The sequence below is a fragment of the Nostoc sp. PCC 9305 genome, assembly GCF_963920915.1.
Taxonomy (GTDB): domain Bacteria; phylum Cyanobacteriota; class Cyanobacteriia; order Cyanobacteriales; family Nostocaceae; genus Nostoc.
In genome coordinates, this window is sequence record NZ_CAWUDN010000097.1 from 1 (window position 1) to 18,017 (window position 18,017).

At 39.9% G+C, this 18,017-nt stretch carries 14 protein-coding genes and 2 pseudogenes; 10 read left to right on the forward strand and 6 right to left on the reverse strand.

What is annotated here, in order from left to right; translation table 11 throughout:
• Nucleotides 1-51: 51 nt before the first annotated feature.
• A pseudogene (locus tag ACM0OX_RS27665) lies at nt 52-450 on the forward strand (winged helix-turn-helix domain-containing protein); the annotation flags it as partial.
• Nucleotides 451-850: 400 nt separating this feature from the next.
• Here ACM0OX_RS27665 and ACM0OX_RS27670 read toward each other — a convergent pair.
• From ACM0OX_RS27670 to ACM0OX_RS27680, 3 genes are all read right to left on the reverse strand, one after another.
• A complete protein-coding gene (locus tag ACM0OX_RS27670; protein WP_414518183.1) occupies nt 851-982 on the reverse strand; it encodes a hypothetical protein in 132 nt (43 codons plus the stop codon).
• A 42-nt stretch (nt 983-1,024) separates the two neighbouring features.
• Nucleotides 1,025-3,814 carry a beta strand repeat-containing protein gene (locus ACM0OX_RS27675; RefSeq protein ID WP_414518184.1) on the reverse strand — a complete coding sequence of 930 codons (2,790 nt, stop codon included), beginning with the start codon at nt 3,812-3,814 and terminating at the stop codon, nt 1,025-1,027.
• Nucleotides 3,815-4,683: 869 nt separating this feature from the next.
• The gene (locus ACM0OX_RS27680; RefSeq protein WP_414518186.1) at nt 4,684-4,794 is read right to left on the reverse strand and encodes a transposase; all 111 of its coding nucleotides are present in this window, start codon (nt 4,792-4,794) and stop codon (nt 4,684-4,686) included.
• A gap of 361 nt (nt 4,795-5,155) precedes the next feature.
• On the opposite strand from ACM0OX_RS27680, the gene ACM0OX_RS27685 reads away from it, so the two are divergent.
• The 3 genes from ACM0OX_RS27685 (at nt 5,156) to ACM0OX_RS27695 (ending at nt 7,031) form a co-directional block, all read left to right on the forward strand.
• A complete protein-coding gene (locus ACM0OX_RS27685) occupies nt 5,156-6,004 on the forward strand; it encodes a glycosyltransferase (protein ID WP_414518187.1) in 849 nt (282 codons plus the stop codon).
• A 99-nt stretch (nt 6,005-6,103) separates the two neighbouring features.
• Complete coding sequence (locus ACM0OX_RS27690) at nt 6,104-6,616, forward strand: glycosyltransferase (RefSeq protein WP_414518189.1); 513 nt, start codon at nt 6,104-6,106, stop codon at nt 6,614-6,616.
• A 274-nt stretch (nt 6,617-6,890) separates the two neighbouring features.
• On the forward strand, nt 6,891-7,031 hold the full coding sequence (locus ACM0OX_RS27695; protein ID WP_414518191.1) for a hypothetical protein: 141 nt from the start codon (nt 6,891-6,893) through the stop codon (nt 7,029-7,031).
• A gap of 158 nt (nt 7,032-7,189) precedes the next feature.
• On the opposite strand, the gene ACM0OX_RS27700 is transcribed toward ACM0OX_RS27695, so the two are convergent.
• The 3 genes from ACM0OX_RS27700 to ACM0OX_RS27710 form a co-directional block, all read right to left on the reverse strand.
• On the reverse strand, nt 7,190-7,675 hold the full coding sequence (locus tag ACM0OX_RS27700; protein ID WP_414518192.1) for a DUF3368 domain-containing protein: 486 nt from the start codon (nt 7,673-7,675) through the stop codon (nt 7,190-7,192).
• Nucleotides 7,672-7,950, reverse strand: coding sequence for a UPF0175 family protein (locus ACM0OX_RS27705; protein WP_265277611.1), 279 nt, complete (start codon nt 7,948-7,950; stop codon nt 7,672-7,674). Before ACM0OX_RS27705 ends, ACM0OX_RS27700 begins: the two co-directional genes overlap by 4 nt.
• Nucleotides 7,951-8,160: 210 nt before the next feature.
• The gene (locus ACM0OX_RS27710) at nt 8,161-8,361 is read right to left on the reverse strand and encodes a CopG family transcriptional regulator (RefSeq protein ID WP_414518193.1); all 201 of its coding nucleotides are present in this window, start codon (nt 8,359-8,361) and stop codon (nt 8,161-8,163) included.
• Nucleotides 8,362-8,370: 9 nt separating this feature from the next.
• Here ACM0OX_RS27710 and ACM0OX_RS27715 point away from each other — a divergent pair.
• From ACM0OX_RS27715 to ACM0OX_RS27740, 6 genes and pseudogenes are all read left to right on the forward strand, one after another.
• A pseudogene (locus tag ACM0OX_RS27715) lies at nt 8,371-8,761 on the forward strand (transposase); the annotation flags it as partial.
• A gap of 293 nt (nt 8,762-9,054) precedes the next feature.
• Nucleotides 9,055-9,201: a hypothetical protein gene (locus ACM0OX_RS27720; protein WP_414518194.1), complete on the forward strand. Its 147-nt coding sequence runs from the start codon at nt 9,055-9,057 to the stop codon at nt 9,199-9,201.
• Nucleotides 9,198-9,995 carry a hypothetical protein gene (locus tag ACM0OX_RS27725; protein ID WP_414518195.1) on the forward strand — a complete coding sequence of 266 codons (798 nt, stop codon included), beginning with the start codon at nt 9,198-9,200 and terminating at the stop codon, nt 9,993-9,995. The genes ACM0OX_RS27720 and ACM0OX_RS27725 overlap by 4 nt, the downstream gene beginning before the upstream one ends.
• Nucleotides 9,996-10,131: 136 nt before the next feature.
• Nucleotides 10,132-11,358 (forward strand): ISL3 family transposase, encoded by a 1,227-nt coding sequence (locus ACM0OX_RS27730; RefSeq protein ID WP_414518196.1) that lies wholly within the window; start codon nt 10,132-10,134, stop codon nt 11,356-11,358.
• A gap of 174 nt (nt 11,359-11,532) precedes the next feature.
• Nucleotides 11,533-15,327, forward strand: a complete 3,795-nt coding sequence (locus ACM0OX_RS27735) for a caspase family protein (protein ID WP_414518197.1) — start codon at nt 11,533-11,535, stop codon at nt 15,325-15,327.
• A 371-nt stretch (nt 15,328-15,698) separates the two neighbouring features.
• Nucleotides 15,699-17,711 (forward strand): caspase family protein, encoded by a 2,013-nt coding sequence (locus ACM0OX_RS27740; protein WP_414518198.1) that lies wholly within the window; start codon nt 15,699-15,701, stop codon nt 17,709-17,711.
• Nucleotides 17,712-18,017 lie beyond the last annotated feature (306 nt).

Below are 18,017 nucleotides of genomic sequence, written 5' to 3' on the forward strand. Positions count from 1 at the left end.
TACTAGATTAAGTAATTAATCTAATATTATACAATCTAACTGCGTAACAGCTTAGAAGCTCGAATTGCCTGTGTACTAAAACGGCGCTCCCACAAAACCAGTATCAATACTATTCCTAACTCTCTTATAATTCATGCAGGCGACCTGAAAATCGATACAAGTAAGCGGCAAGTCCATAAAAATGAGCAACGCATTCGGTTGACAGGTGTGGAGTTTAGCTTATTAGAGTTGTTAGTAAATCATTCGGGAAAGATTTTTTCAAGGGTTGAAATATTACAGCAATTGTGGGGCTTTGTACCAGAAATGAATACAGACACCCGTGTGGTAGATGTGCATATTTCACGATTGCGGACAAAGGTAGAATCCGACCCCAACGACCCAGAATTCATTATCACAGCAAGAGGTAATGGTTATTTTTTCCCACGAATTATTGATTCAGAACACGATTGAAGAAGAAATTATCAGTCAAAATGTTGAAAATTTTAGAAACAACACCAAATCGACTTGTCATCAAGTCAGAAAGAAGAAAATTTGATATCAAGATAAGAGTTCTTTTTATTTATGTTGCTATTTACTTTTTATTAATCTCTACATTCAAAAAATGGACAATATTTGGTCTGAGTCAGAAAGCAGTGGAATCAATATATCAGCTCATAGCTTATCCTCCGCTTTATTATTTTAGTTCCATAGCACTAATTATCTGTGTGTGCTTTCTATTCGCTATGACGATTGTAGACTTTCATCTCCCAGTTAGAACTATTATCTTTGGAAAAGGGGAAAGGGAACTGGGTTTGGGATTTAAACCCTTTCCCCCCGCCCCTTATCCCCAGAGGGTACCCCACCTTCGCCTTTACCCCGCCAAGTTTCCTTGGCGAACTACTAGTGCCGCTGATTCTATAATTGGAATAGCGAATGCGATCGCAATTTGCATTGATGAATCGGATGCAAGTTGCGATTTCAGAGACCTTGCAATCCGAACCATTTTCTATTCTGTCTGCTTAGAGTGATAGAGTGCTAATTACAATCAAACAACCACAAAATTGTTTTTGCTTAGTGATAACCCCGCAGAGAGTTGTGCAAATTGTACCTGAGTAAAGACGTTGGCACTGCCATCTTGATCAAAGAACAATGCACCTGTAACATCGTTGTAAATAAATCGCTGAGTGCTAGTGGATGCAGATGCTCCAATAGTAAACTGATTAGCTGAAAGTGAACCTGGTGATAACCCGCCACCAAAGCCAGCAACCGATACCCGAATCAGTTCATTAGTAGTGTTGAAGTCATAAACTCTATCAATGCCTTCATTGAAACTATTGAAAGCAAAGGTATCAGTATCAGCTCCTCCAATTAGGCTATCATTACCGTTGCCACCTCTGAGGGTATCATTGCCACCACCACCATTGAGAGTATCATTCTCATTGCCCCCTATAATCAAATCATTGTAAAATGTAGCGAAGATATCTAATCGCTCGATATTCTTGTAGCTAACCTGATTTGTACCAGCCGTAATTGATCCTTCGTTAGTGATAGCATTGAATGTCGAAGTGATTCCCTTGCCCTGGGAATCACCGCTATTATTGACAATCAACAAATCGTCACCTGCGCCCCCATCTATTGTGTCATTGCCACTAATAACCTCAACCGCATAAGATTCACGGCTCCCGACATAGAAAGTATAGTTTCCTGTTATCGTATCGTTGCCATTGCTCCCCACAATATTGTCATTGGACTCTGTAGCTGCGATCTCTAATCGTTCGATATTCTTGTAGCTAACCCGATTCGTGCCTGCGGTAATTGAGCCAGTATTAGTGGTAGCATTGAATGTTGAAGTGATTCCCTCGCTAGCACCGAACCTCAACAAATCGTCACCTTTGCCCCCATCTACAGTATCATTGCCACTTCGCGTAGTGAGCGTATCGTTGCCACTGCTCCCCACAATCAAGTCATCGTATTGTGTATCTGTAATATCTAATCGCTCGATATTCTTATAGCTAACCCGATTCGTGCCTGCGGTAATTGAGCCAGTATTAGTGGTAGGATTGAATGTTGAAGTGATTCCCTCGCTAGCAAAGAAGGGAGAAAACCTCAACAAATCGTCACCTTTGCCCCCATCTACAGTATCATTGCCACTCTTGCCCGGATCGAGCGTATCATTCCCGTTGTTCCCTACAATATTGTCATTATAGAGTCCACCTTTGATATCTAATCGCTCGATATTCTTGTAGTTAACCCGACTCGTGCCTGCCGTAATTGAGGCAATGTTAGTGGTAGGATTGAATGCTGTTGTAATTCCCCCGTTAGCATTGCTGTGATCGACGATCAACACATCGTCACCTATTCCCCCATCTGTTGAAGTAATTCCCGCAGTATCATACCTGCCATTGACGATCAACACATCGTCACCTATTCCCCCATTTACAGTATCATTGCCACTACTGCTTGCGATAAGCGTATCGTTGCCGTTGCTCCCCACAAGATTGTCATCGTAGTCTGTACCCGAGATATCTAATCGTTCGATATTTTTGTAGCTAATCCGATTTGTCCCCGCCGTAATTAAGCCAATGTTAGTAGTAGGATTGAATGTCGTTATGACCGCCTCTGTACCATAGTAATAATCGGTGTTATAGGACAACAAATCGTCACCTTTACCTCCATCTATCGTACTATTGCCACTGTAGTTATTGGAAAACGTATCGTTGCCGTCACCACCATTGAGCAGGTTATTGCCTTTTAAAAAGTTAGCAATCAAGTAATCATCACCAGCGCCACCGTTGAGGGTGTTGTTGCCAAAGACGTAAGAGGTGTCCCCGTTGCCGCGGGTATCTTGATAACCTGAGGCAAAGAGAGTATCGTTGCCATCATCCCCAGAGAGGAGCTGATTGCCTCCTAAAAAATCAACATCTGAAGAACCAACACTCAAGTTATCGTTGCCAGTCCCACCAAGAAGGGTGTCATTTTCCCTACCACCCCTCAACAGGTCATTGCCCGCACCACCCCTCAACAGGTCATTACCAGTTCCACCGTCGAGATCATCATTGCCTTCACCACCGTTGAGAGTATCATTGCCTTCACCACTGTAGAGTGAGTTATTCCCTTTACCACCGTCGAGGGAGTCATCCCCTTCACCACCGTTGAGAGTGTCATTGCCTGCACCACCAATGAGAGTATCATTTCCTGTACCACCTCGTAGCAGATCGTTGCCACTTTTGCCATCGATTTTGTCATTCCCGGACTGACCATTAACAACATCATCTGAATCGTCTAAACCCGTAATATTGTTGTTGAGGTCATTGAGAAAGGTAACAGTGTTCTTGATACCCAGGCTAGTATCAGTGGAGTTGGCATCAAGGACATTAAAGCTGTCAGTGATAGTAGTTTGCCCATCAAATAGGATATTACCTATAGCTGGTGTTGTACCAGAAGCTCTTAGGTTCTCCAAGTTTTCTAATTTGAAGTCTTTGAGGATAACTTTTGCACCAGGTATCCCTTCAAAGGTAATTTCCAGATTGTTACCATTTTGGGTCAGCAGCAGATTTCGGGCAATCAAGCTAGTACCCTGGAATTTGATGGTATCTACTTCGGCAATGATTCCTGCTGTCGGGGTTGTTCCTTTACCGATGCCACCAAAATCGCTGATGGTATCAGTACCATCGTCCAAGTTATAAATAAATTTATCCTTGCCACCGCCACCAGTCAGAGTGTCGTTGCCATAATTAGGTGTGATAGTATCGTTACCTGCTTTCCCATTAATCGTATCTGCGCTGTTAGTGCCCAATAGGGTATCATTTCCGTTGGTTCCAATGATATTTGCCATAGCTCTTTCTATCTGAATTTTTCGATTAAATTAAGTTATCAAGTTGCAGCTAGTGCTGTTTAAGCACACAAAAATTTGTCAAATCTCGATGTTTTGATATTCTTTCTTATCACCCTTAAGGGTTATGAATTTTTATTTGAAAATTTCCCCTTGATTGGCTTTTAGGTAGCAACTTATCAATTATCTGCGACTATCTAAGTCTTAGGCACTGTACAAATTCATGAACGTGTGCATTCACAAAAACAACTAGTTTCAGAAACCTTAGACATCACTGAAAAAGAGTATAAAAATCAAGCTTGAATGCCAGAAAACCACAGCCCACAGTTTAGTTGGTTTGTCAATGCGTAAGCCTCAATAGCTTGAAAATAGGGAATACTTTACAGAGCAGAGAATAAGGAATCTTTATGTCCTCGTTGTGGGTTATTACTCGTGGATGTTTAGCTTGAATATAGGAAATATCTAAATAACCCGATAATAACTATAGGAATCATATTTGATTTCTGAAAAAATCTTAGTAGTCTTGTAGGGTGTGTTACGGCTTTTGTAACGCACCATCCGAAGGTTTTGGTGCGTTAGCCTACGGCATAACACACCCTACGTATATTTCAAAAATTAAATACTAGTCCTATAGATAACGGATATTTACTGAAATGTCTATATTTCTGGAAAATCTTTTCATAACCTTCATATTATTTATTGCTAAATTTATAGCAATTTCTAGTCTGGTGAGGTAATAACAATGAGTAAACCAAGCACGGATATTATTTAGAGAGACTTTACTAAAGGCGCTTTCAATAGCTATAGCTAAGTCTGGATAATTTCTGGAACCAAGAGAACGAAGTATACTCTTAATTTTTGACTAACAATTTTCAAGCTTGTGAAAAATCAGGAGAATATGGTGGTAAATAAATTAGTTTAGCTCCGGCTGCTTTAATTAAAGCCTCAATTTCTTGACCTTTATGGCTCGAACAGTTATCCATGATTACACAAGCACCTTTCCAAAGTTTTGGAACTAGTAGTGTACCAACCCAAAATTGCTACGTGGAGGTAAGCAAGGGAGCAGGGGAGCAGGGGAGAAACTTGCAGTAGTAAGTCTTTTCCCCCTGCCCCTCTGCTCCTCCGCTCCTCTGCTGACCACCTTTGCATTGTTCCCTTGGCAGATGGCAGACTACTAGCTTGTGGGAAATAAATGCTTCAAATGTCAATGTGGTTCAGTTAAGAAAGTTCCTCTGTGAAGGCAAAGGAATAGTTACGAAAAAGCAGGCTGATCTAAACTGTATTGGTTTATCGCCCAGAGGCTCAGGGAATTAGTACAATTTTTAGATACTGGAGTTTTCATTTTTGAAAAAGCATTTGAGTCAAAGTTTACCTATAGCACCAAGCCGGAAACTGAAAATTACGATTCTAACAGTAGGTTCAAGAGGAGATTTGCAACCATACTGCGCTTTGGCTATTGGCTTGAAGCGTGCGGGGCATGAAGTAACCGTAGCAACCCATGAGAACTTTGAACCATTTGTGAGGAAGTTCGATTTAAAGTTTGCGGCGATCGCTGGCAATATGGAAGAGTTTTTACAATCGAAACAAGGGCAGCGATTGATTGCGGGAGAAAAGTTGAAAAAAGAAGAAGGAGATAAGCTTTTACTTGAACAGTTGGAATCAGCTTGGAGTGCGTGTGTTGGAAGCGAGGTAATTATCTACACGCCGTTAGCTACCTTTGGATATCATATCGCAGAGAAATTAGGCGTACCCTGCTTTTTTGCATCAGTTCTGCCGTTGACTCCTACAGGAATGTTTGGGTTTTTGAGGTTTGCTCAAATAACTAAAAACCCGCTAAAGAAATTAATCAACTATGGCAGCTACTTACTAGTAGAGTTTTTGCACTGGCAAAGATATCGTCAATTGCTCAATCACTTCAGAACAGAAACTTTGAAATTGCCGCCTCTACCATATTTGGGCAGACGCTTCAGACAGAAGACTCCGGCGAATGTATCACGAATCCCTGTATTGTATGGATTTAGTTCGCACGTGATCCCAAAACCTCGTGACTGGCCGCATTGGGCGTATGTGACTGGTTTCTGGTTTATTGACCAAGCCTCCGAATACGAGCCACCTATCGAACTAGAGGATTTTCTTGGGCGAAAGCAATTACCTTCTAGAGTGGTAAAACTCGCTAGAGTAGATTTTTCATGATTGAAATAGGCGTAAATAGGTAAACCAAAATTTTCAATAATAACGAATTTACTACGTTTAAGTTTTTGCTCTAGCTAGTTTTGCCACGCTAGATTACCTTTGTGTTTTGGGTTCGGCAGCATGACGATGCCCAATCCAGAATATCTCACACACTACATTGTGGAAGCCTTAAAGAAAACACGTCAAGGCGGGATTATATTATCAGGCTGGGGGGGCATTGGAACAACAGTAAATGTAAAAGATTCGCTACGAGTGTTTGTGATCAAGGAAGTTCCGCATGATTGGTTATTTCCTCAAGTGCCAGCAATAGTAAATCACGCAGGAGCTAGTACAACGGCGGCAGTGTTACGTGCGGGGACACCATCAGTTACCGTACCCTTTTTTGCAGACCAGCCGATTTGGGGTGAAAAGCTGACCCGGTTGGGAGTTAGCCCACAACCGATACCGTACCAGAAGATATCAGAAAAAACTTTAGCAGCAGCAATTGAAGTAGTTCTCGGTGATGAGGTGATGCGGAAGAAAGCCCAGGAGTTAGGCCAGAAGATTAGGGATGAAGATGGTGTGGCGAATGCTGTTGAAGTTTTCCACCGGCATTTGGGTTTGATTGAGTGAGAAATTGCAGACAATTGAAGAAGAAGTCAGAAGACAGAATTCAGAATTCAGAATCACAATCGCTTGGAGATTCAAACCCTAAGCAATTGTAGACACCGTATAGACAGTGGGAATTTGAACCCTTTTACTCATTGATTTTTCGTTCAGGAATCATTCTGAATTCTGACTCCTGACTCCTGAGTTCTTTTATTAAAATACATCATCACACCTACAACAGCAGTCAATGTCCCAAGTGAAAGTTTATACGGTACTCTGTGTGAACAGCAGTATCCTAATGGTTTTTTACACGCCAGGGCATTGCTGGCAGTTTCGCATCATTAGCCGCACGGGTGGGATATTCGGGGAACAAAAGATTTATTACACGGCAGAGGCAGCTTTGAGGATTGGGTTAGAGTGGTTGCGGGATGAATGGTGATGAGTGCGTATATGCGATCGCCGTTCGCGCTAGCGTCTCCATTAGCTCATGTCCTACTGTAGGCGGTAAGCGTAGCCATGCCGTCAGGCTTATCGGTCTGGTAACTAGATGATATTTTCTAGCCAGTCACTTGGGGATAGGTTCATTGCCAGATTGTTTTAAATTTCTCTTGCTGTAATCAGAGCATAATCATAAATTTTTGGGCTGATTCTTGTTCCTTTACTCATTAAATCATCTAAAATATTCTTGACATTATCAATCAATCCTTGCTCTTTTGCTAAGATAATCACTCCAACTAAACCAATAATTGGCAAGCCTCTACTAATAGCAACTTTTCTCCCAGCTTTTTCATCAATTAAAAGTTGATCTGCTTTTAATTCTTCTGCCAAAATAATTGCCGAACATTCTCCTAAATCTAAGTCTGTTTCTAATTGTAGTTGTTCAATAAGTTGGTTATTACTTATAGAACGAACTTCTAGCCATAAGGCTGATTTTACAGCTAAAACTGCGGGATGATTCCCCGTTGTTAATTCTGCATAGACTTGTTGAGGAATTATTACTCTACCAAAAACAGCCTGAAGCAAGTCTAATCTACCAACTTTAGAAAGTTCACTTAATGGGGTTGTATCTGAGACAACAATCATAGATTATTGCCTTGTAATTTCACTTTTGCTTGATTAACTTCTTGCTGAAATTCCTCTAAAGTCATACTATCGTCAAATAGGGATATTTCATGCTTAGACATCAAATCTATTACGTCTAGTCTAGGAATTCCTAGTAATTGACTAGCCTTACCACTGCTAATTTCTCCATATTTAAGTAGAGTCATCACATAAGCTTCTTTGGCTTTAGTTTCTGCCTCTTCTCTAATGGTATTATTAACAGAATGAACGGAAATAGTAAATTCTACTTTAGTCATAATTCCAGAATATTTTCTTTGTAATGTTTCATTTTCAACAGGGTTGATATTATATAATATATCGTTTTTCTATCGGCTAAAGTCGAGTTATTCGGCGATTCCAACTAAGGGGGATTGACGTAAAAACTCTACGAGTCAGTGGGTTGTTCTGGGTGGGTGTTCTGTGTCGTCAGGCTTTGAGCAAGGTCTGATAAGGCTTGAATTCACCTATTATCCGCTTGAGGCGACCGACTGTGGCACTGGTTGAGGCTGTTCCGATGCTGACAACTCGGTTATGGAGAGAGAGCGAATCAACTCCCGAATCACATCAGTTGCAGGTCTACCTGTACTTGCACAATATTTTTCAAGTTTTTCGCTTTCAGCTGATGCAAGATTTATTGTGATTCGTTTGGCAGCCCATTTTTTGTTCATGACTTGCTCTATTTTTCTAGTGACCTAAAATTGTCATCTGAGAAAATAATTGACTATTATAAACTGCGCTTTCAAATCGAATTCAACTTTCGAGATGCCAAGCAGTTTTGGGGATTAGAAGATTTCATGAACTTGAGCCAAACTGCGGTGACTAATGCTGCTAAAACACGCATTTTTCATGGTCAATTTATCCCACCATCTTCTGGCTGATTTTCGCCACCACAATCTCGATTCGAGCATTATTGATCTTAAGGCTTATTATCGTGGTTTTCGATATGTTTGTGAAATGTTAAAAATGCTTCCGGAAATGCCTGAGCCTATTTTATTAACCCAGATTTTTGCCAAGCTTACTTCTTTAGGACGTATTCATACCGTTTTTACGGGTGTTGAACCCTCGTAAATTGGCAGAGGTATTGTTAGTTATAAGTTATTTTAGTACCATTCCTATTTAAAGATGTTATTTTTCATGAGTTTTACTATGAGTTATGGGATGAGTTTTATGAGTTTCAGAGCCGATAAGACAACTAATATTAAAAGTAATTCGTTGCAATGTTATATCTAATACGAATTTAGCTTACTTGCTCAAATAACTTATTACTGATATTAAAATTTACAATCTATCTTAATTTTTTTATTTAAAAGTTGACTATTTTGTCAATTTGTAGGTTTTAATTCTTAATCAGAGAACGAACAATGCCCATAAAACCAACTTATCCAGGCGTTTACGTAGAAGAAATCAAGAGTGGAGTACGCACGATTACAGGCGTATCTACCTCTATTACTGCCTTTATTGGTCGCGCCTTACGAGGTCCTATAGACTGTAATGTCAAATACTTATGATGAAAAATTTTCACAAAACATTGACAGTAATAGTGATTATAGCAACTTTCACAAGTGGCTGTAGGTCTACAGATGAGTATAAAAAATTTGCCGAATCTGGAAAAGTTTTTGCTGAAGCTACTAATTCTCTATTAGACACTGCTGGTCAGATTAAAATCAAGACAACATCTGAACAAGTATTAAAGAGCAGAAGAGATAGGGCACAAGTTAATGGTAATAAACCTGCTGACGGAATTGTTAATACCTATAATAACTTGTCAGAACAAGATAAAAAACGGCTTTCACTTCTCAATGAACTTCGTAAGCATAATGAGTTATTGCAAGCATACTTTAGTAAACTTATAGAGCTAGCTGATTCTGACTCTCCAGTTAGAACTGAGAAAGCAGTTGGAAATATAACTGCTCAGTTAGAGGGAAGTGGTAGCAAGCTTATAAATTTAAGTCCCATCAAAGTTGATCAGTTGTCATTAATCACTAAGATAGTTCTTGATTCTCGGATTAATGGCTCACTTAGAAGAGAATTAGAAAAACGAAAATACACAATTTATCGAGAAATAACAATACAAGAAAAAGTCCTAAAATTCATCAGTGAATTAGTGGAACAAGATGTCGTCACACTGCAAGATTTACAAGAACAACGCCTTCTAATTGAACCTCTTAAGTCAGAAAATATAGATGAAAATGAATGGAGCGAGACAAGATTAACTGTTCTGACACAGAATGCTCAGATAATATTAGCAATAGATAAAGCAAGTAATAATTTAGGCTCTCCCAGAGTAGTTATGATAAAATAGTACGAAAAAATCAAATATATTTCAATATAATGACCAGTGATTGGTGGCAATAACCCAAGCTGGGAAGGAAATGCAGAAGTAATTGAGAGTACAAAAGACAATAAATATTGAAAATAAAATTATCATTTTAATAAATATGCCTTCTAATCCCCTACTTCATTTTATTACTAAACTGATTAATATTGAAGATATCAAGGTGGTAAATTACGATTTTATCACCGACGATGAAATCGTAATTGAAATCCAAAATCAGTCAAAAGTTTCTCAGTGTCCTCACTGTGGAAAGACAACTAATAAAACTCATCAAAATCATTGGTATATGGTCAGAGATATACCAATGAGTGACTATCAAGTAATTTTAAAAGTAAATCGTCGTCAATTCAAATGTACAGAATGTCATCAAGTTTTTAGCGAAAAATTGTCTTTTGTAAAAACTAGAAGAACTTACACAAAAAGACTAGCAATGAAAGTAATCAAGGAAGTCTTAGAAACTGATGTAGAGAGTGCAGCTAGAAGAAATACAATGACACCATCTGAGATAGAAACAATATTAAAAGAACTAGAGTTAGATTTACTAAAAGAAAAACCCCATCAGATAAAAAAGCTAGGAATAGATGAAATCACACAATTAAAAGGAGGAAAGAATTATGCAGCAGTATTAGTAGATTTAGAGGCAAGAAGACCGATAGCATTGTTAGAGAAAAGAAATAAAACAGTTATTGCAGAATACTTATCCAGTCTAGGTTCAGAGGTATTGAATCAAATAGAAGAAGTCAGCATAGACTTATGGATACCCTATAAAAGTTTAATCCAAGAAATGCTACCGAATGCTCAAGTAGTAGCGGATAGATTTCATGTCATGAAACAAATAAATCAGGAGTTAGACGAAAGAAGAAAACAGGAAAAAAGAGCAGCTAATAAAATGAAAAACCGCCAAGAAAGAGAAAAGAAATTAGCTGGCTTAACTCACAGTAAATACCCTTTGTTAAAGAAAAAAGAATGCCTCAGTCATGAGGAACAAGCTCAGATAGATTTACTCCGAGAAGTTGCTCCAGAATTAGGAGAAATGTATCGCAATAAAGAAGCAATTAGAGATATATTTGAAAGTCCAATAACCAGTGATGAAGCCTTAGATAAATTCCTGGAATGGACTCAAGCAGCTTATAAATTTTTCCCCAAAAGTTGTCGAACCATCAGTAGATGGATAGATGAAATTCTGGCTTATTTTGATCACCGAACTACTCAAGGTATCGTAGAAGGAATTAATCAGAAGATTAAGCTTATTAAACGCAGGGCTTATGGCTTAACTAACTTTCATAATTTTAGAAGAAGGGTTCTACTAAATTGGTATTTCTGTTGTTAATTTAACATATTTAGTCTGGGAGAGCCATAATTTAAATCAATTTAAAGAGCTTTTTATTGCTTCTATTGAAGGACAATTAACTAGTAAAGAACTAAATAATTTTATACAGGAAACTAATTTCTTCTCGGTATTTATTCCCGAAAAAAATAGTCATTAATTAGGAAAGATTAATTTATGTCCACTAATTCTGAAGCAGTACTTGAAGATTTAAGAAAAATCTACAGAAAACTTAATAGAATAGATATTAACGATGTTGAACCAGGAAAGAGATTAGCTTTTATCAATAAACGAGATAAACTTGCTGTTGAAATTGAGAAAGTAGATAATACAATATTAGAAGGACTTTTAGCAGACCTACAATTAAATGAATCTTCACTCCAAAAAGGAATAGACAACTTAAACCATGAAATTGAAAAGGCTAATAATATAGCTAAAATTACAGAGGCAATTGATGGAATCCTTAGTATTGTTACTGCGGTGTTGACTCCGGCACGAGGAATCGGAAGTCGGAAACTATATGCTTTGCTTGTGGGAATCGACAACTATCGCAACCCTAATCATCGCCTCCAAGGGTGTGTAAACGATATTACAGCAATAGAAGAATATCTAAACGAACGATTTGACAAACAAGAATACCAACTGTATTTACAAACACTTAAAGATGAACAAGCAACCCGTGAGGGTGTTATTGATGGCTTTCGCAACCATCTTTGTCAAGCTGGAGAAAACGATGTAGTTTTGTTCTATTACAGTGGTCATGGTTCCCAAGAATTAGCACCAAAGGAATTTTGGCACATAGAACCAGACCATCAGGATGAAACTTTAGTATGCTACGACAGCCGTACCGAGAACGGCTGGGATTTGGCAGATAAAGAATTGGCACTACTAATTGCGGAAGTAGCAGAAAAAAAGCCGCATCTGACCATTATTCTAGATTGTTGCCACTCTGGTTCCGGCACCAGAGACCCAATGCAAGAAGCTAAAGAACGACGCTTAAACACAGACAAGCGAGAACGTCCACTGAATAGCTTTATTTTTAAGCTGGAAGATTTAGAGAAACTATCAGATTTTCGTGACCGTGACCCCGAAAAACACCCGACTGGCTGGAAGATACCCACAGGTCGTCATGTTCTTTTAGCAGCTTGTCGAGACTACGAAACAGCAAAGGAATATCCTGGTAAATGTCGGGGTTATTTCTCTTATTTTTTGATGGATACACTTTCCAAAGCCAACGGAAAGCTGACTTATCGGGATTTATTTGGACGTACAAATGCCATTGTCCGCAGTGAAAGGTCAGACCAGTCTCCGCAATTGGAAGTAAATCACATTGAGGATGATAACAAATTTTTCCTCGATGGTGCGATCGCCGAAATTGAACCCTACTTTATTGTTCAGCATGATCAAACCTCTGGCTGGGTGATTGAAGGTGGTGCTGTCCACGGAGTGCAACCACCCAAAGATAGCGAAACTACTTTACTGGCACTGTTTCCCTTTGATGCCACTATCGATGATTTGCGCGACCCCTCAAAGTCTGTGGGTAGAGCAAAAGTGACTCAGGTATTGCCAACTAAGAGCAAGATAGATATCCAAGGAGTGCAAAACCTGAAAAGCGAAAGCGATCGCACTTTTAAAGCAGTTGTTACCAGTTTACCACTACCGCCTTTAGGGGTTTACTTTGAGGGAGATGAAGCAGGTGTAAATCTGGCGCTTGAAAAGCTCAAAACAGCCGGACTCAATGGTAAACCCTCAGCCTATGTCTGCAAGTCACAAGAAGTTGGCAAAGCCGATTTTCGCCTGTTGTGTCGCAATAACCAGTATATAGTAACCAAAGCAACAGATGACCGACCCCTAGTAGCTCAAATTGATGATTACACTTCAGACAATGCAGACAAGGCAATTAAACGTTTAGAACATATTGCTCGTTGGATAACAATTGCTCAACTTGCAAATACTGCGGCGACTCAAATTAAACCTGGTGACGTGAGGATGGAACTCATATTTGTTGATGAGGATTTATCACAATCAAAGCAGATACGTTTGCAGTACAAGTATAAGGACGGTGAATGGCAAAAGCCGGAATTTAAACTTAAACTTACCAATACAACTAGAAAGCCACTTTACTGTGCTTTGGTCAACCTTTCAGATAGTTTCGCTATTAGCGCCCCATTTTTTGAAGCAGGTAGTATTAGGCTGGAAGCAGGAGAAGAAGCTTATGCTCTAATCAATGGAGAGGAATTGGTGGAACTCGAAGTCCCTGATGAGTATTGGAAACTCTTAATTACCGAGTACAAAGACATTCTTAAATTGATTGTGACTAAGGATGAATTTAATGTCAGATTGCTAAATCAGGATAAACTTGATGCTCCTCGACCTATAACTAGAGATATAGAATCCCCAAATCAAAGTAGTCTTGAGCGTTTAATGACTCGCACACAAGATCGCGAACGCGAAATGGGAGCGGCTAAGAGGTTTGATGATTGGTACACTGAGGAAATCACAATCACTACAGTCCGTCCTTTAGATCCTAGCCCAGTTTCTCAGGAACAAGAACAACAATTAGCGGCAGGGGTGAAGTTACAACCCCATCCCAGCTTAGTAGCAAATGTTCGCCTTACAACTACACCACAAGTCAGCCGAGATTTAGGTAATAAAATTGTTCCCCCGATTTTACGAGAAAATCCAGAAGTTATTCGACCCTTCCAATTTACTACCAGTCGCGGTACAGACCCAGGATTAACTGTACTGGAACTGAGCAACGTTAAAGACCACGAAGTTGTCACCCCAGATGCACCTTTAAAATTATTAGTTGATGGACAACTAGCAAACAATGAATACCTGCTTCCTGTGGGTTATGATGGGGAATTTTTCTTACCCTTAGGTCGTGGGAAAGCAACCGGAGATGCCAAAATCGAAATTGAGTTAGAAAGATTACCAGCCCCCGTTAGCGAGGGAGAACGTAGCCTGGAAGGTTCTATTCGCATCTTTTTTCAAAAAGCGATCGGCCAGGGTTTGGGACGGGAATTTGAATATCCGATTTTAGCAGTAGCCTCTGTGGGAGAGGACAAGAAAGTAACCTATAACCAGGATGAGAATTATGTTAAGCAGCAGATAGGGCAAGCAAAACGAATTGCCCTCTACATCCACGGGATTATCGGCGATACTGAAAGTTTAGTATCTACAATCAAACAACCTGTATTGCAACCGGATGGGCAAAAGTCTTGCATCAGCGAACTTTATGATGTAGTTCTCACTTTTGATTACGAAAATCTGAATACTAACATTGAGCAGAATGCCCAACATTTAAAACGACGACTAAAAGATGTGGGTTTATCAGAAAATCACGGTAAACAATTACACATTATTGCTCATTCAATGGGTGGTTTGGTATCTCGCTGGTTTATTGAGCGAGAAGGAGGTAATAAAGTTGTCCAACACCTGATTATGTTGGGAACACCAAATGCAGGTTCTCCTTGGGCTGTGGTGGAAGATTGGGTAAAATTGACTCTGGGTATTGCACTCAACGGTCTTTCTACAGTTGTTTGGCCCGCAAAAGTGGTAGCTATATTGATGGGTACATTAGAAAAAAATATTCGGGTAGCCCTAGCCCAAATGAACCCAACTTCTGAGTTTATCAAATCTCTCGCTGAGAGTGACGACCCTGGCATTCCCTACTCAATTATCGCTGGTAATACCTCTATTATTCCCGCAGCATTAGAACAAGAAGTAGAGAGAGCATCGATCATAGAACGGCTACAACAACGTTTATTTAAGAAAGTTGTTGAATTGCCATTTTTTGGCACGCCGAATGATATAGCAGTCATTGTGGATAGTATCATGAGTATTCCCAAAGGGCGATCGCACCCTCTTCACATTCAAGAAGTACCTTGCGATCACCTGAGTTACTTCCTGAGTGAACCTACCACAGTTGGCTTAGAAGCTTTGGTTGCAGCGATTAAAATTTTGATGTGATATTTCCCGAAATAACTCGATAACAATCGGTAGCTAGACTTGTCCAGGGATAAATCCGGATACAAGCTCCGCATTTATCGCTCGAGAAGAGCTAATACCAATTCTCTAAAATTCGGCAACACATGGAAATCAGGAAAGCCTTACTGGAGCTATATTTATTAATTGCGAATTGCGACTTGCGAATTGCGAATTGGTATAACTTTTCCTGATTTCAAAGTTAAAATTGGGGACTAAACCGATTAATATCGATGATTTGCCAGAAAAGACCTACCTTCGCTACCGAACGACCTTAAGGGTGCAGAGGTGAATGCCAAATATGAACATCTACGCTGATTTGCCGTTTATCGTCAAAAATTAGGGTTGCTATCTATATGAATCTGAATATCTACGCATTACTAGTTGGTATTGATGAATATCTAAATGTTTCTCCATTGCAGGGCTGTATAAATGATATAACTGCAATCAAAGAATACTTAGAAGGGCGGGTTGATACTGATGGATACCAATTACATCTACGTACATTATTGAACAAAGATGCTACCCGACAGGCAGTCATTGATGGTTTTCGTCAACATCTGTGCCAAGCTAGTAGTGAAGATATAGTATTTTTCTACTACGCAGGACATGGTTCTCAAGAAGAAGCCCCGGAAGAGTTTTGGACTATAGAACCAGACCGACTGAATGAAACCCTCGTTTGTTACGACAGCCGCAGTCCAGGGGGTTGGGACTTGGCAGATAAAGAATTAGCGAAGCTGATTGCAGAGATAGCAGAGAAAAACCCTCACATTACGATCATTATGGACTGTTGCCACTCCAGCTCTGGCACGCGCGGTGATATGGAAGCGGACACCGCAGAGCGTCTGGCTCCGATTGATAAAAGAAAACGCCCCTTAGAAAGCTTTATCTTTTCCAATCAAGATGCCGAGCAACTATTAACTGAGCGCAGTCTGACAAAAAATCCCACTGGCTGGACTTTCCCACGCGGAAAACATATTTTTCTAGCAGCTTGCCGCGATCGCGAAACAGCGAAAGAATATAACGGGGGTGGGCAACATCGGGGAGCATTTTCTTATTTCTTACTCGATACCTTAAAAAAAGCTAATGGCAGTTTAACTTATAGAGATTTATTCAAACGCACTAATGCTTTAATTCGCAGTAAAGTTGCAAATCAATCCCCCCAATTAGAAGCAACAGTACTAGATGATTTAGAACAACCGTTTTTGGGAGGAGCGATCGCCGGACGCAAACCCTACCTGACTGTCAGTTATCACAAAGATCATGAGTGGGTAGTTGATGGGGGTGCGGTTCATGGAATTCCCCAACCTTCAGGCGATGAAACAACCGAACTTGCATTATTCCCCTTTGACAGTTCTCCGGAAAGGATGCACGAATTGTCAACAGCCATAGGTGAAGCTAAAGTCATTGCGGTTATGCCCCAAATGAGTCTAGTCCAGATTAGTGGTATTGAAACTTTAGAATCAGAGATGACTTTTAAAGCAGTTGTGACTAGTCTACCTCTACCGCCTAAAGGTGTTTTGATTACTGGTGAATCAGCAGGAGTAAAATTAGCCCGCGCCGCGCTGCTGACCATTGGAGGCGGAAATCAGCCCTCACTATACCTTCAGGAAGTTGCAAAGACTGAAAATGCCGAATTTAAATTACTGGCTCGGAATGGGCAATATTTGATTACTCGCCCAGCCGATGACCGTCCAATAGTTGCTCAAATTCAGGATTATACAGAAAAAAATGCCTTGCAAGCGATTGAGCGATTGGAGCATATTACCCGTTGGACAAATATTGCTGAACTCTCTAGCCCAGCAACCAGTAGCATTCAAGACGATGCAGTGCAAATGGTAATTTATCAGGAAGAACGAGAGGTTAAAGATGCGACTATTAGCTTGCAGTATCAACAGCAAAATGGTTTGTGGAAAAGTCCGACTTTTAAAGTCAAACTCAAAAATACTAGCAATCAAGAACTTTTTTGCGCCCTCCTGGATTTGACAGACAGCTATGCAGTTAGTCCGGAATTATTAGAAACCGGAGGTGTTTGGCTCAAACCAGGGGAGTCAGCTTGGGCATTGGGAGGTGAAAATATCTATCCGACAGTGCGAGAAAAACTTTGGAAACAGGGAATAACTCAGAGCCAAGATATTCTCAAACTAATTGTTAGTACGGCTGAGTTTGATGCTACCTTACTGAGACAAAATGAACTGGACTTGCCTTTCTTCCCAGAAAGAGAACCAGGTCGAGGGCAGGGAACCCTAAACCGTTTGATGAAGCGTGTGCAATCCCGCGACCTGAGAGCTGCACCAGAAGAAGAGGAATTGTATGATGACTGGATTACCAGTCAAATCAACATTACTACAGTGCGCCCCAAACCATAATGCTAATTTTCAAACCCTGATCTGTGTTTTTGAATCATTCCTAGAGGTAGTTGACATTTGTACATCAAGCTAAACTTGCTTTGTTATTAGAGGATGTTTTAAAAGTATTTGATGATGTATCGAATACTTTTAAATCCCCCTAAATTCCTCTTAAAAAAGGGGACTTTGAAGATATATTCTCCTTTTTTTAAGGGGGGAAGGGGGGATCAATAAATACCTAAAGTCACAGCCAAGCACTTTTAACACAACTTCTTTGATAACTAAAGTATTTATAAAAGTCAGTCACAAGTCAGTAATCTCCAGACG

Excerpts from the sequence above, each read along its gene's own strand:
- ACM0OX_RS27700 (WP_414518192.1), bottom strand. The coding sequence starts at position 7,675 with ATGATTGTTGTCTCAGATACAACCCCATTAAGTGAACTTTCTAAAGTT.
- ACM0OX_RS27710 (WP_414518193.1), bottom strand. The coding sequence starts at position 8,361 with ATGAACAAAAAATGGGCTGCCAAACGAATCACAATAAATCTTGCATCA.
- ACM0OX_RS27670 (WP_414518183.1), bottom strand. The coding sequence starts at position 982 with ATGGTTCGGATTGCAAGGTCTCTGAAATCGCAACTTGCATCCGATTCA.
- ACM0OX_RS27680 (WP_414518186.1), bottom strand. The coding sequence starts at position 4,794 with ATGGATAACTGTTCGAGCCATAAAGGTCAAGAAATTGAGGCTTTAATT.
- ACM0OX_RS27740 (WP_414518198.1), top strand. The coding sequence starts at position 15,699 with ATGAATCTGAATATCTACGCATTACTAGTTGGTATTGATGAATATCTA.
- ACM0OX_RS27735 (WP_414518197.1), top strand. The coding sequence starts at position 11,533 with ATGTCCACTAATTCTGAAGCAGTACTTGAAGATTTAAGAAAAATCTAC.
- ACM0OX_RS27695 (WP_414518191.1), top strand. The coding sequence starts at position 6,891 with ATGGTTTTTTACACGCCAGGGCATTGCTGGCAGTTTCGCATCATTAGC.
- ACM0OX_RS27730 (WP_414518196.1), top strand. The coding sequence starts at position 10,132 with ATGCCTTCTAATCCCCTACTTCATTTTATTACTAAACTGATTAATATT.
- ACM0OX_RS27720 (WP_414518194.1), top strand. The coding sequence starts at position 9,055 with ATGCCCATAAAACCAACTTATCCAGGCGTTTACGTAGAAGAAATCAAG.
- ACM0OX_RS27725 (WP_414518195.1), top strand. The coding sequence starts at position 9,198 with ATGATGAAAAATTTTCACAAAACATTGACAGTAATAGTGATTATAGCA.
- ACM0OX_RS27675 (WP_414518184.1), bottom strand. The coding sequence starts at position 3,814 with ATGGCAAATATCATTGGAACCAACGGAAATGATACCCTATTGGGCACT.
- ACM0OX_RS27705 (WP_265277611.1), bottom strand. The coding sequence starts at position 7,950 with ATGACTAAAGTAGAATTTACTATTTCCGTTCATTCTGTTAATAATACC.